Source organism: Streptomyces apocyni, assembly GCF_009739465.1.
In the GTDB taxonomy this organism is placed as follows: Bacteria; Actinomycetota; Actinomycetes; order Streptomycetales; family Streptomycetaceae; genus Streptomyces; species Streptomyces apocyni.
Genome location: NZ_WHOM01000044.1, coordinates 158,741 through 172,983 on the forward strand (window position 1 = coordinate 158,741; position 14,243 = coordinate 172,983).

9 protein-coding genes are annotated in these 14,243 nt (G+C 69.9%); 5 read left to right on the forward strand and 4 right to left on the reverse strand.

The features are described 5' to 3' along the window. The first annotated feature begins 62 nt into the window (after window positions 1–62). Window positions 63–1,217: a right-handed parallel beta-helix repeat-containing protein gene (locus GCN81_RS09840; protein WP_156723755.1), complete on the forward strand. Its 1,155-nt coding sequence runs from the start codon at window positions 63–65 to the stop codon at window positions 1,215–1,217. A gap of 78 nt (window positions 1,218–1,295) precedes the next feature. On the opposite strand, the gene GCN81_RS09845 is transcribed toward GCN81_RS09840, so the two are convergent. The 4 genes from GCN81_RS09845 to GCN81_RS09860 all read right to left on the reverse strand — a co-directional run bounded on the left by GCN81_RS09845 (window position 1,296) and on the right by GCN81_RS09860 (window position 8,289). Further along, complete coding sequence (locus GCN81_RS09845) at window positions 1,296–2,183, reverse strand: RodZ family helix-turn-helix domain-containing protein (protein WP_156723756.1); 888 nt, start codon at window positions 2,181–2,183, stop codon at window positions 1,296–1,298. Beyond that, entirely contained in the window at window positions 2,180–2,746 is a 567-nt protein-coding gene (locus tag GCN81_RS09850; RefSeq protein WP_156723758.1) for a SigE family RNA polymerase sigma factor, read from the reverse strand. The genes GCN81_RS09845 and GCN81_RS09850 overlap by 4 nt, the downstream gene beginning before the upstream one ends. Window positions 2,747–2,989: 243 nt before the next feature. Then, window positions 2,990–5,308 (reverse strand): alpha-xylosidase, encoded by a 2,319-nt coding sequence (gene yicI / locus GCN81_RS09855; protein ID WP_156723760.1) that lies wholly within the window; start codon window positions 5,306–5,308, stop codon window positions 2,990–2,992. Then, window positions 5,305–8,289: a glycoside hydrolase family 3 protein gene (locus GCN81_RS09860; RefSeq protein ID WP_156723762.1), complete on the reverse strand. Its 2,985-nt coding sequence runs from the start codon at window positions 8,287–8,289 to the stop codon at window positions 5,305–5,307. The genes yicI and GCN81_RS09860 overlap by 4 nt, the downstream gene beginning before the upstream one ends. 286 nt (window positions 8,290–8,575) lie before the next feature. On the opposite strand from GCN81_RS09860, the gene GCN81_RS09865 reads away from it, so the two are divergent. The 4 genes from GCN81_RS09865 to GCN81_RS09880 are packed head-to-tail and all read left to right on the forward strand — an operon-like array spanning window position 8,576 to window position 14,209. Next, window positions 8,576–10,258 carry an extracellular solute-binding protein gene (locus GCN81_RS09865; protein ID WP_156723763.1) on the forward strand — a complete coding sequence of 561 codons (1,683 nt, stop codon included), beginning with the start codon at window positions 8,576–8,578 and terminating at the stop codon, window positions 10,256–10,258. Window position 10,259: 1 nt separating this feature from the next. Then, window positions 10,260–11,282 carry an ABC transporter permease gene (locus GCN81_RS09870; RefSeq protein WP_156723766.1) on the forward strand — a complete coding sequence of 341 codons (1,023 nt, stop codon included), beginning with the start codon at window positions 10,260–10,262 and terminating at the stop codon, window positions 11,280–11,282. Further along, a complete protein-coding gene (locus GCN81_RS09875) occupies window positions 11,279–12,205 on the forward strand; it encodes a carbohydrate ABC transporter permease (protein ID WP_156723768.1) in 927 nt (308 codons plus the stop codon). Before GCN81_RS09870 ends, GCN81_RS09875 begins: the two co-directional genes overlap by 4 nt. Window positions 12,206–12,256: 51 nt before the next feature. Beyond that, window positions 12,257–14,209, forward strand: a complete 1,953-nt coding sequence (locus tag GCN81_RS09880) for a rhamnogalacturonan lyase (protein ID WP_197287549.1) — start codon at window positions 12,257–12,259, stop codon at window positions 14,207–14,209. Window positions 14,210–14,243 lie beyond the last annotated feature (34 nt).

The following is a 14,243-nucleotide window of genomic DNA, read 5'->3' on the forward strand; positions in this document are numbered from 1 at the left end:
GGACTTGGGGTTCCGTGGCCGCCGCTTCCGTATCCCTGTCCCCCAGGAAAGGAACGACTGCTGTGAGCAGCAGCACCGGACGCCACCGCAGGACCCGTCCGATCGCCGTGGCGGCCGCCGTCGCCGTCGCGGCGGGTGCCGGAGGCGTCTATCTGGGGCTCGCCCCGGACGACGCCGACGCGGCGTCCGCCACCGTGTTGGTGTCGTCCACGTCGGCGCTGGAGAAGGCCTTCGCCTCCGCTTCGGCGGGGACCACCATCCAGGTGCGCGGCGGCACGTACCACCCGACGAGGACATTGAAGTCCCGTGCCAGTGGGACGAGTTCGGCACGGATCACGCTCACCGCGTACGGCAGTGAGAAGGTGCGGATCGACGGCTCGAAGCTGCCCAGCGGCTCCTGGCTGACCGCGATCCACGGCAACTACTGGACGGTGCAGAACCTCACCTTCCAGAACTCGACCGCGCACGGTCTGGTGGTCACCTCGTCGACCGGCGGAATCTTCAAGAACCTGGTCACGGCGAACAACGGCAACTCCGGGTTCACGCTGCGCGGCGACAACACCGTGAACAATCTCGTGCAGAACCTGGACAGCCACGGCAACTACGACCCCGAGAACCACGGCCAGAACGCCGACGGCATCGCGGTGAAGTTCGGCTCCGGCTCCGGCAACAAGATCACCGGCGCCCGTCTGTACAACAACGCGGATGACGGGCTGGACTTCTGGCAGTTCGCCAGCCCCGTCACGGTGGAGAACAGCTGGGCCTTCGGCAACGGCAGGAACCGCTGGAACGACGGCGCCTTCGAGGGCAACGGCAACGGCTTCAAGCTGGGCGGCGGAGGCGCCACCGTGGCGCACATCGTCCGCTTCAACGCGGCCTGGGACAACACCAAGCACGGCTTCACCGAGAACAGCAACCACGGCGCGATGATCCTCTTCCGGAACACCGCGTACGCCAACAAGCAGACCGGCTTCTACTTCGCCCAGGGCAAGGCCCGGCTGGCCAGGAACCTGGCAGTGTCCAACAGCAAGGGCCTGTCAAAGCTGGGTTCGTCGACGGTGTCGGCCGCCAACAACTGGGACAGCGGCGTCGCGACACCCACGTTCAAGTCCACCAACGCGGGCTCGGTGTACGGGGCCCGCCAGGCGAGTGGCGCCCTCCCGGCGACCACCTTCCTCACCACGGGCACCGACGCCATCGGCGCTCCGATGAAGTAACCCCCGGCCGACGTTCACACGGTCACTTGGTCAACGCAGCGCCCTCACCTCACCGGTGAGGGCGCTGCGCCGTTCCGGCTAGCGGGAGGTCGGTGCGAAGTCGCCCTTCCACTCGGCCGGTCCGTCGTCCGATGTGTCCACCTGGACGGTGTAGCTGTCGCCACCAGCATCGCGCTGGCCCTCGGCGTGGTGGTACTGCCCGGCGAAGACATACTCGCCCGGTTGCACGGTGAGCCCCTCCTTGAGGGTCCAGCGGTACACCAGAACGCCGCCGCGCTCCCGCACCGTCACGTCGAAGTCTTCGACGGGCAGCGAGCGCCAGTTGCCCGCGTCGGCGACCTGGCCGGTCTGGGTGACCCGCAGTTCGACGGTGAGCGCGGTCAGGGGCTCGCGCGCCTTGATGGTGATGTTGCTCTGCCCCCAGTAGGCGGAGCTGCCCGGATCGATGGAGCCGTCCGCCCACAGCAGGTCCCCGGCGGGCGGGGGCTTCGAGTCGCGCTCGCCCTGCTTGGGTGGTGCGGGCGGCGGGGCGCCGCTCTCGCCAGCGGCGGGGGGTGTGCCGCTGGGTTTGCTGGGGCCGGTGGGATCGCTGGTGCCGCTGGTGCTGGGCGGGCGCTGGGTGGGCGGGACGAGGGTGTGGCTGGGCTTCGGGGATGCCGAGGGTGCCGGGGGCGTGGTGTCGGTCCCGGTGCTGGGGTCGGGTGTCGTCGCCACGGTCTGTGGGGGCGTCTGGTCCTGGCGTACGGCGGAGGCGACGGCGTACCCACCGACCGCGACGACTCCCGCCACGGCGGCCGTCGCGCTCACCACGCGCACCCAGGAGGCGGCCGGTCTGCGGGGCCGCGGGGTCCGCGCCGCGGGGGGCTCGGCCATGCCTCGCTCGACCCGTGCGAGCATCCGCGCGCGGTCGGGCTGGTGGGTGTGCGCGGCGTCCTTGAGGCGCCCGCGCAACGCGTCGTCCATCATGTCCCTCCCCCCGCTTCCACGGAACTGGCGTGCACCCGTGCCACGGCGGTCTGCGGGCCGAGCAGTCGCTGTAGCTCGGCCATTCCCTTCGAGGTCTGGCTCTTCACCGTACCCACCGAGACTCCCAGGGCTCGGGCGGTGTCCTTCTCCGACAGGTCGAAGGCGTGCCGCAGCACGACACAGGCCCGCTTGCGGAACGGCAGTCTGCCCAGGGCCTCCTGTACGTCGACCACGGCGGGTATGTCGGGGTCATCCGTCTTCTCGTCGCGAGGCGACCAGAACAGACTGATCCGGCGGCGCTCGCGCACCGCGCTGCGGATACGGCTGTGCGCCATGTTGGTGACCACCCCACGCGCGTACGCGACCGGGTGGTCGGCCGCGCGCACCCGGTCCCAGCGGTGCCAGAGGGCGAGCAGGGCGTCCGCCGCCAGGTCGTCGGCGTTGTCAGCGTCGCCGGTCAGCAGGTAGGCGAGGCGTGAGAGCGGCGCGTACTGCTGCTCGAAGAAGGCGTGGAACTCCGACTCCGCGGCGGCGTCATCGTCGGCGACGGCGGGTGAACGCATCGGTAACCTCACTCCCCGACCCGGGCGCGGCCGTAGGGCGGCGGGCACCGTCAGCGGGTCGGGCGCCCGGTCTGCCCGCGCGGCTTCGATCCCGCCGCGCACCTCACGCTAGTCCACACCTTCTCCGCAGCTCGGGGCCCAGCACCGCGCCTGTGCGCCGGTGTGACCCGCACCGCCCCGTTCGGGATTCCGCACGTCATCTGTAGGTCCGAACGGTCACCGTAGAGTTGACTCGTTGATTGGTCAACTAGACGCCAGTCCTAGGGTCACATCGGCCACTCCCCGCGCCACCGTGTCCCGGGCGTCCGTGGCGTCCCTGGCGTCCCTGGCGTCCCCGCGCACCGTGCGCACCGTGAACGGCCGGTCCGATCCCTCGGCCGTGACCCGAATCCGGCCCCCCTCGCGCACCGCGCGGAACGCGGCGGCTGGCGCCCCGTCCAGGCCGGGCACGGTGACGGTGGTGTCGCGGATGCCCGGCGTGACCAGCAGCGTCAGATCCTCCAGCCAGTCGCCGTCCGGGCGCTGATCGTCCGCGCCAAGCGGCAGCAGCGCCCCCGGGCGTACGTACAGGGGCAGACTGTCGAATCCGTGTGACTCCCGCCGCCAGGCCGGTCCGCTGACCGTCTCGCCGGTCAGCAGATGGGTCCAGGTGCCCGCGGGCAGATAGCACTCGACCTCGCCGTCCACACTGAAGACGGGTGCCACCAGCAGGTCGGGGCCGAGCATGTACTGACGGTCCAGGGACCGGCACGCCGGGTCCTCGGGAAACTCCAGCAGCATCGGGCGCAGTACGGGCACCCCGGTGCGATGCGCCTCGACGGCGGCTCCGTACAGGTAGGGCATCAGCCGGTGCTTGAGCCGGGTGAACTTCCGTGCCACGTCGACCGCTTCCTCGCCGAACGCCCAGGGCACCCGGTAGGAGACGTTGCCGTGCAGCCGGCTGTGCGAGGAGAGCAGTCCGAACGCGAGCCAGCGCTTGAAGACCGCCGGGTCAGGGGTGCCCTCGAAGCCCCCGATGTCATGGCTCCAGAACCCGAAGCCGCTCAGCGACAGGGACAGGCCGCCGCGCAGGGACTCGGCCATCGCCTCCAGCGAGGCGAAGCAGTCGCCGCCCCAGTGCACCGGGAACTGCTGTCCGCCCGCGGTGGCGGAGCGGGCGAAGATCACCGCTTCACCGCTCCCCCGCTGCTCTTGAAGCAGGTCGAAGACGACCTGGTTGTACAGCTGGGCGTAGTAGTTGTGCATCCGCCGTGGGTCACTGCCGTCGTGCCAGACCACCTCGGTGGGCACCCGCTCGCCGAAGTCCGTCTTGAAGCAGTCGACTCCCATGTCAAGGAGTCCGCGCAGCTTGTCCGTGTACCACTGGCGGGCACCGGGGTGGGTGAAGTCCACCAGCGCCATGCCCGGTTGCCACAGGTCCCACTGCCAGACATCGCCGCTCGGCCGGGTGACCAGGTACCCCTCGGCCGCCGCCTCCTCGAACAGCGGGGACTTCTGGGCGATATACGGATTGATCCACATGCTGACCTTCAGGCCGCGCTCTTTGAGCCTGCGCAGCATGCCCTCCGGATCGGGAAAGACCTCCGGGTCCCAGCGGAAGTCCGACCACTGGTATTCGCGCATCCAGAAGCAGTCGAAGTGGAAGACGGACAACGGGATGTCGCGCTCGGCCATCCCGTCGACGAAGGAGGTGACGGTCTCCTCGTCATAGCGTGTGCAGAAGGAGGTGGTCAGCCACAGCCCGAAGGACCATGCGGGCGGCAGCGCGGGGCGTCCGGTCAGCGCGGTGTAGCGGCTGAGCACGTCCTTGGGTTCGGGTCCCGCGACGACGTAGAACTCCAGGGACTGGTCCTCGACGCTGAACTGCACCTGGCCGACCGACTCGGAGCCGATCTCGTACGACACCTTCCCGGGGTGGTTGACGAAGACGCCGTAGCCGCGCGAGGAGAGGTGGAACGGGATGTTCTTGTACGCCTGTTCGCTGCTGGTGCCGCCGTCGGCCTGCCAGATGTCGACGCTCTGGCCGTTCTTCACGTACGGCGTGAAGCGCTCGCCCAGTCCGTAGATCTGTTCGCCGACGCCGAGCGCCAGTTGGCCGATCATGTGGTGCGCGCCGTCCGGAGTGCTGGCGAACGCGGTGCCCTTGCGCTCGATGGCGGTCAGGCGGCGCCCGTCGGCGTCCAGGAACTCCAGGCCCCAGGGGCCCTCGGTGTCCAGGCGCAGGGTCAGCGGGCCGCTGGATAGCTCGGTGACGGTGCCGTCGCGGCGGATCTTGGCGGCAGCGGCGCCGGGTTCGCGCTGGGCGCCTGGCAGGGCGAAGTCGGGGCCGCGGTGGACAGTGCCCGCGTGGTGGGTGGTGCGCACGCCGATGACGCCTTCGGCCGGGGAGAAGCACTCGACGGTGATCAGGGGGGAGTTGAGGGTGTCGCCACGCTCGCGTACGTGCTGGACGGACGCGTAGGCGGTGAAGTGGTCCTCGCCGGTGTCCAGGTCCCGCACCTCGGTCGCGTACGAGGCCTGGACGCCGTCGCGCATCAGCCAGAAGCCGTTGGTGAACTTCATCGCGTGGGATTCCTCGGGTTCGTGGCGAGCGGGTCGGACGCGGCGGGCACTTCGGGCACGTCGGGCGGAGAGGGCTGGGACGACCCGAAGGAGAGGCGTGCCAGGCGTATCCGGCCGCTGAGGCGCACCCGCAGATCGCGTACACCGCTGGTGGTGAAGGCGGCGGAGCGGGTGGTGTAGGCGTACGGCCCCTCGGTGGGCCCGGCCGTGAGGATCGACGGGGAGGACATGGCGCCCATGGCGTCCAGGCTGAGCTCGACCGTGCCCTCCCCCGCTACCTCGGCCGTGACGGTCGTGACGCCGTCACCGAAGTCGCACTGCTGGAAGAGCAGTTCGCCTTCCCGCCCCTCGGCGTCGCCGTCCACCGTCGTTACCGCGTCGCCCGCCGTCTTGCTGTAGTCGACGATCTCGGTGCCGGACTGAGTGTCGTAGTCCGCGGCCGCCAGACCGGCCCCCCGTGCCGGTCTGGCGGCGATCCGGGGGCCGTCGACGGTGACGACGGCGGTACGGCGGATGTCCGTACTGGAAGATCCCGCCAGCAGCTCGTACGCGCCGGGCGGTACCGTCCAGCGGCCGTGGCGGACGTCCCACAGCCCCAGCTCCGCCAGCGCGACCTGGAACTCCAGCCGCTCGGCCGCCCCCGCCGCGAGCGGGACGCGGCGATGCGCCAGCAGCTGCCGCGTGGGCCGGGGCACCGGGCCGCGCGGCGCCCTCAGGTAGAGCTGGGCCACCTCGTCGGCGGCCCCGGCGCCGGTGTTGGTGACCGTGAAGGCGACCCGCAGGACGTCGCCGTCCCGCTCGGCCTCCAGGTCCGTGTAGGCGAACGTCGTGTACGACAGGCCGTGCCCGAAGGGGTACAGCGGGGTGCCGTCGAAGTACAGGTAGGTCTGGCGGGAGCCGATGATGTCGTAGTCCAGCAGAGCGGGCAGGTCGTCGTCGGCCGCGTACCAGGTCTGCGGCAGCCGCCCGGCCGGCGAGACGTCCCCGGCCAGCACCCGGGCGAGCGCGATGCCCCCGGCCTGCCCGCCGTGCGCGGTCCACAGGAGGGCGGGCAGCGCGGCATCGGCGTCGGCGACCGCGTACGGGTAGGAGGAGACCAGGGCGAGTGCGGTGCGCGGGTTGGCGGCGCTGGCCGCCTGCCAGAGCCGCCGTTGCTGGGGCGGCAGGGCCAGTGTCGTACGGTCCTCGGTCTCGCGGCCGTTGATGTGCGGGTCGTTGCCCGCCACGACCAGGACGACGTCGGCGTCGGCCGCGGCCCGCGCCACGGCCTGCTCGCCGCGCTCCACGTAGTCGACGGAGAAGATCTCTCCCTGGTCGGCAACCTTTACGCCGTCGGCGGCGACAGAGACGTATCCCCCGGTCCCGGTGTGCTTGAGGAGGAAGCCGTCAGCGCCGTCCGTACTCCGCAGTGTGAAGGTCTCCTGGACCACCCAGCCGCCCGGCTCGTCGGCCGACGCGCGGACATATCCGTCGTCGGCGACCGAGAGGTACCGGCCGTCGGGGGCGCGCAGGGTCAGGGCGTCATCGCCCCAGTCGACCAGCGCGAACTCGGCTGGGCTGTCGCCGACCGTGAGCGGCGGCAGGTCGGTGCGGCCCGCCAGCAGGGCCGGGTCCAAGGCGCCCTCGGCGCCCCGCGCCGGGCCGCCGCCCGCCGCGGTCCCGGGATGCTCGGGCACCTGGAGCCAGCCCGCCGCGCACTTCAGGCGCACCCGGTCGGCGCCTTCGGCGAAGGTGACGTTCGCCGCGCCGAAGCGCTCGCGCAGGCCGTCCAGGACGGTGCTGCGGCGGATCAGGGTGCCGCTGTACCAGTCGGTCTTGCAGGTGTCGGCGAGCAGCCCGACGACCGCGATCCGGGTGCCTTCGGTCAGCGGCAGCAGTCCGTCGTTCTTGAGCAGGACCACCGCCTGCTCCGCGGCCTCCCGCGCCAGCGCCTGGTGCTCCGGGGTGTCGAAGGAAGCGTCGAAGGAGGTGTCGAGCGAGGCGTCGGAAGACGGTGCTGCGGGGGCCGCGTACGGGTCGAGGCCAGGGTCGAACTCGCCGAGGCGGAACCGTACCGACAGCTGGCGGCGCGCGGCGGTGTCGATGTCCGACTCGCTGATCAGGCCCTGCTTCAGGGCGCCGCGTATCCGGGCGGTCATCACCGTACTGTCCGTACCGTGGTCGGTGAAGCTGTCCACGCCCGCGAGGAGCGCCGCCGCGGTGGCCTCCTCGTGCGTGTCGAAGTACTTCTCGGAGTCCACCAGGTTGCTGGGGGCGCCCGCGTCGGAGCACACCAGCAGCTCTTCGGCACTCCACTGGCGCAACTGCTCGCGCAGATAGGGCGATACGTGGTTGGGGCGGCCGTTGACCAGGTTGTAGGCGGGCATCACCCCGGCGACCGCGCCCGCTTCGACGGCTCCTCGGAAGGCGCGCAGATCGTACTCGTGGAGCACGCGTGGCCGCACGGACGAGGACGCGGTGGACCGGTCGGTCTCGTTGTTGTGGGCGAGCCAGTGCTTGAGGACGGGGGCGGTGCGCCAGTAGACCGGGTGGTCGCCGCGGAGTCCGCGGGTGTAGGCGACGGCGATCGCGGTCGTGAGGGCGGGGTCCTCCGCGTAGCCTTCCTCGCCCCGGCCCCACAGGGGGTGACGCAGCAGGTTGACGGTGGGCGCCCAGACGTTGAGGCCGACGCGCTCGTCGCGCGAGCGCATCGCCCGCGCCTCCGTGCCGACCGCCTCACCGACCCGGCGGACCAGGTCGTCGTTCCAGGTCGCACCGAGCCCGACCGCCTGCGGGAAGACGGTCGCCTGGCCCATCCAGGCGACGCCGTGCAGGGCCTCCTGTCCGGTGCGGAAGGGGCCGATGCCCAGCCGCTCGACGGCGGGCGTGAACTGGTGCAGCAGCCCGATCCGCTCGTCGAGTGTCAGCCGGGACAGCAGGTCGTCGACGCGCTGGTCGAAGGGCAGCTCGGGGTCACGGAACGGCGGCGGGCTGTCGGTCACGTAGAGGTCCCTCTGGCAGGTGGGCGAAGAGTGCTCTGGCGGCATCCTCGAAGCGCTTCGATGCTCCGCGCTGAGTGGCGTGAATGTCAAGACAGCGACCAGACCCACCTCCCGCCCCCAGACCTGCGACCCTCTCCAGCAATTTCCCTGGGAGTCAGGAATCTTGGACCGGAACCTTGTGACGGTCTGGGCCTTCACTTAACCTCGCAGCAATATCGAAGCGCTTCGAAAGTGGATGAGCGGTGGTCCCGCCGTATGTCCCGGCGCGCCACGAAGGGTTGACGCAATGACGCCGAACTCCCCCTCATCGAACTCCGCTCCAGGCCGGAGAAGCTTCCTCGCCTCCACCGCGGTCGCCGCGGTCGCGGTGGCGGGCGGTGCGCCGCTGCTCAGCGCGTGCGGCGGTTCCGGCGGCGGCTCGAAGAACGAGGGCACGACCTCGGGCAAGGAGCTCAAGGACGTACTTCCCGCCTATGTGGCGTCGCAGGCCGTCACCCCTGACATTCCCAGCAAGAACGGTTCGGCGGCCGGCTTCACCACCGCGCTGCCCGCCGACGAGCTGGCCGTCTCGGTGCCGAAGAAGCTGGGCCAGGGCGGCGAGGTGAGCATCATGGCCCCGCTGTGGGGCACATCCCCCAAGCACGGCAACCCCTACTGGACCGCCATGGACGAGGCGGTCGGCGTCAAGGTCAAGTGGCGCAACCAGGACGGCAACACCTACGGGCAGAAGCTGGGCGCGGTGCTGGCCTCCAGCTCCATCCCGGACGCGGTGGTGATACCCGGCTGGGAGCTGGCGGGCAAGATCCCCAGCGCGGTCAGCAACAAGTTCGCCGACCTGGGCCCGTATCTGAGCGGCGACAAGGTCAAGGAGTACCCGAACCTGGCGGCCATCCCGACCGGCGCCTGGCAGCGCGGGATCTTCGGCGGCAAGCTCCGTGGCCTGCCCTTCCCCGCCGAGGCCGTCGGCAACATCGCGCCGTTCTACCGCGTCGACCTCTACGCCGAGAAGGGCTACCAGGCGCCGAAGACCACCCAGGAGTTCTACGACCTCTGCAAGGAGATCAACGCCCCCAAGAGCAAGGTGTGGGCCTGCGGCGACATGACCTGGGCGGCGTACGCGTTCTTCGGTGTGCTGCCCGAACGGCCGCACTACTGGCGGCTGGAGGGCGACAAGCTGGTCAACCGCTACGAGACCGACGCGTTTCTGGAAGCCCTGGAGTGGTCCCGCTCGCTGTACTCGGCCGGTTTCGTCCACCCGGACGCCAAGGCCGAACAGGGCGACATCGGCAACCTCTTCGCCTCCGGCAAGGTGTGGATGTACAACATGGACATCTCCGACTGGTACGGCAAGACCGCCGTCCAGCGCCTGGAGAACCCGGACTTCGAGATGGCCGCGATGGACTACTTCGCCCATGACGGCGGCGCCCCCTCACTCTTCAACGCGGCCCCCTCGAATATCTGGTGCTGCGTCAACAAGAAGGCCGACGAAAAGACCATCCGCGAGATCCTCGCCCTCGCCAACTACTGCGCCGCCCCGTACGGCACGAAGGAGCAGCGGCTCAAGGCGTACGGCCTGCCGGGCCAGCACCACGCGCTCAAGGACGGGCTGCTCACGAAGACGGAGCTGGGAAACAACCAGGCCTTCGCGACGTACGAGTACATCGCCGGACCCGCTCCCTTCCGTGCCCACCCCGACCACCCGGACGTCGTCAAGGGCATGGTCGAGTGGCAGCAGCGGCAGGGCGCGCACAGCGAGGAACCGCTCTTCCACGGCATGCAGATCCAGGAGCCGAACCGCTACACCAATCTCAACGCCCAGTTCGAGGACCTGGAGAAGGACATCGTGCGCGGCCGCAAGAAGGTCAGCGACATGCAGCAGGCGGTGTCCGACTGGAAGTCACGAGGCGGCGACAAGCTCCGCGACTGGTACAAGAAGCTGCTCGACGAGACCGGCGAGTCGGCCTCCTGACATGACACAGAGCACCACTCAGGTCCGGGAGCCCGCCGCCGCGGAGCAGACCGGGCCCTCGCCCCGGCGCGGCGGGCCGAGAGCGCCCGCCAAGGGCGGTATCACCCTGCGCCACCGGCTGCGCCGCGACCGGGTGCTGCTGCTGATGACCGTTCCCGCGATCCTGCTGCTCCTGGTCTTCAACTACGTACCGCTGCTCGGCAACGTCGTCGCCTTCCAGGACTACGACCCCTACGTCGCGGACAACGCCTTCGAGGCCATCGGGCAGAGCCCGTGGGTGGGCGGCGAGTGGTTCCAGCAGATGTGGAACGACCGGTTGTTCTGGCAGGCGTTGCGGAACACCCTCGCGATCTTCGCGATCCAGCTGACGCTGTTCTTCCCGCTGCCGATCCTCCTCGCGCTGTTCCTCAACAGCTTTGTGCGGCCGCGGGTACGGGCGGTAGCCCAGGCGATCCTGTATCTGCCGCACTTCTTCTCCTGGGTGCTGGTCGTCACGGTCTTCCAGCAGATGTTCGGCGGCGCGGGCCTGGTCTCGCAGCTGCTGCGCGACCATGGCCACGACGGCATCGACCTGATGACGAACCCGGGGCTCTTCAAGTTCCTGATCACCTTCGAGATGATCTGGAAGGACGCGGGCTGGGGCGTGATCGTGTTCCTCGCCGCGCTGGCCTCGGTCAGTCCCGATCTGTACGAGGCGGCCGCGATGGACGGCGCGAGCCGCTGGCGGCGGATGTGGCATATCACCCTGCCCGCGCTGCGCCCGGTGGTGGCGCTGCTGCTGGTGCTCCAGGTCGGCAACGCGCTCACCGTCGGCTTCGAGCAGATCCTGCTCCAGCGCACCGCGGTCGGGCCGACCGCCGCCGAGGTGCTGGATACCTATGTCTGGAACGTGGGTCTGCTGAACGGCAACTTCAGCTATGCGGCCGCCGTGGGCATCGTCAAGGGACTCTTCGGACTGCTGCTGGTCTTCGGGGCCAACAAGGTCGCCCATCTGATGGGCGAGCAGGGGGTGTACAAGCGATGAGCCTGTTGTCCTTCGGCATCAGGCCGGGCAGCCGCAGCGGACTGCGGCCCGCGTGGGAGGAGCGGCCGACCACGGCGGGCCTGGCACTCAAGGGCGTCACGCTGGTCGCGGTGTGCCTGGCGATCCTGTTCCCGCTCTGGGTGGTGATCGTCACGAGCCTGTCTTCAGTGAAGACCATCACCGAGACCGGTGGCCTGGTGGTGATTCCACGCGGCATCACCTTCGTCGCGTACCAGGAGCTGTTCAGCGGTGGCCAGGTGACCCGGGCGACGCTGGTGAGCCTGGGCGTGACGGTCTTCGGCACGCTCTTCAGCATGACGGTGTCGATCCTGTGCGCGTACGGGCTGTCCCGCAGCGGGTCGGTGCTGCACCGGCCGCTGCTGGTGTTCCTGCTCGCCACGATGTTCTTCGGCGCCGGGCTCATCCCGACGTATCTGGTCGTGCAGGGGCTCGGTCTGACCGACACCTATCTGTCGCTGGTCCTGCCCAGTGCGGTGAACGTGTTCAACATCCTGGTGCTGCGCGCGTTCTTCATGGGGACGGCCCAGGAGCTGATCGAGAGCGCGCGGATCGACGGGGCGGGTGACGTCCGTATTCTGTGGCAGATCGTGATGCCGCTGTCCCGCGCCGTCATCGCGGTGATCACGCTCTTCTACGCGGTCGGGTACTGGAGCGCGTGGTTCAACGCCTCCATCTATCTGAGCGACCCGGACATGCTGCCCCTGCAGAACATCCTGCAACAGCTGGTCCTCAAGCAGGAGCGGCCGACCGGCCTGGCCTCGGCGATCAACACCGGGCAACTCTCGCCGCTCGCCATCCAGATGGCCGTGATGGTGCTCGCCCTAGTGCCGGTGTCGGTGCTGTCGCCCTTCGTCCAGAAGCACTTCAGGGCGGGCATGCTCACGGGCGCGATCAAGGGGTAGTCCCCTTCCCGCACTCGACGGACCACCCGCCCCTGATGAAGATGAGGTGACATGTTCAGAACCACCCGCACCCTTCTCCATAGACACCGCCGCAGACACCGCCGCCCCGGCAAGCTGGCCGGAGGGCTGCTCACCATGACGCTGCTCGGCTCCGGCGGCCTGTTCGCGGTCGGCCACCTCGCCTCGGCCGCCGAGGGCGCGCCCGTGTCGGTCGCCGCCAACAGTCCGGCCAGGGCCCTCGCGGCGGCCCGGGTCGCCGAGAAGCTGGATCGCGGCCTGGTCGCCGTCCCCGCGAGCGGCGGGGTCCTGGTGACCTGGCGGATGTTCGGCGACGACCCGGCGGACGTGTCGTTCCGGCTCTACCGGGGCGGCACCCTGATCGAGGAGACCCAGAAGACCAACTTCCTCGACCGGAACGGCGGTACCGGCGCCCGCTACGAGATCCGCGCCGTGGTCAACGGCTCCGAGCGGCCCGGCGAGCAGGCGACCGCCTGGTCATCGGGCCGCAAGGACATCCCGCTGGACAAGCCCCCGGGCGGCACCACCCGCGACGGCGTCCGCTACACCTACTCGGCCAACGACGCCTCCGCCGCCGACCTGGACGGCGACGGCGCCTACGAGCTGGTCCTCAAGTGGGTGCCGTCCAACGCCACCGACGTGGCCAACTCCGGTACCTGCACCGGCCCGACCGTCTACGACGCCTACCGGCTGGACGGCACCCGGCTGTGGCGCGTCAACCTCGGCACCAACGTCCGCAGCGGCTCGCACTACGACTCCTTCCAGGTGTACGACTACGACGGCGACGGCAAGGCCGAGATGGCGGTCCGCACCTCGGACGGCTCCCGGGACGCGGCGGGCACCGTCATCGGCGACGCGGGCGCCTCCCATCTGGCCGACAACTGCGCGGTCCTCAGCGGCCCCGAGTATCTGTCGGTCTTCAACGGCCAGACGGGCCGGGTGATGGACTCCGTACCCTTCGAGCCCGCCCGCGGCAAGGTCTCCGACTGGGGCGACACCTGGGGCAACCGCGAGGGGCGGCTGCTGTCGGCCACCGCGTACCTCAACGGCTCGGCGCCCAGCATGGTCTTCACCCGGGGCATCTACGAGCGGACGGCCCTGGCCGCGTACGACTGGAACGGCCGTGACCTCACCCGCCGCTGGAAGTTCGACACCAACAGCTCCACCAACTACGGCAAGGGCTACGACCGGCAGGGCAACCACCAGCTCTCGGTCGCCGACGTCGACGGTGACGGCAAGGACGAGATCCTCTACGGCGCGATGGCCGTGAACCACGACGGCACCGGGCTGTGGACCACCAGGCTGGGACACGGTGACGCCCTGCACGTCGGCGACCTGGACCCGTCCCGGCCCGGTCTGGAGTCGTTCAACGTGCATGAGAGCGCGGGCTCCGCGTACGGCTTCGAGATGCATGACGCGCGGACCGGCGAGATCCTGTGGGGCGAGAGGACCGGCAACGACGTCGGGCGCGGCATCTGCGCGGACCTGACCCGGCAGTACGCGGGGGCCGAGTGCTGGTCCAGTGGCGGCGGGCTCTACGCCGCCGACGGCACCAAAATCAGTGACAGTGTGCCGACGTTCGCCGGGGGCGCCTCGTACAATTCCGCCATCTGGTGGACCGGTGACGCGCACCGGGAACTGCTCGACCACCGCTGGTCGGGTTCGGCGGGCGTGGGCTACGGGCAGATCCTGAAGTACAACGGCTCCACTGAGCTGGACCGGGTCTGGTACGACCAGGACGCCAAGTCCAACAACTGGACCAAGGGCAACCCGGTGCTGTCCGGCGACATCCTCGGCGACTGGCGCGAGGAGATGATCTGGCGCGACGCGGACTCTACGGCACTGCGGCTGTACAGCACCCCGCACCCGACCGAGTTCCGGCTGCCGACCCTGATGCACGACCCGGTGTACCGGCTCGGCATGGCCTGGCAGAACACCGGCTACAACCAGCCGCCGCACACCAGTTACTACCTGGGCACCAGGTAAACGCCCGCGTCAACGCCCCTTGCGGCCGGTTCCC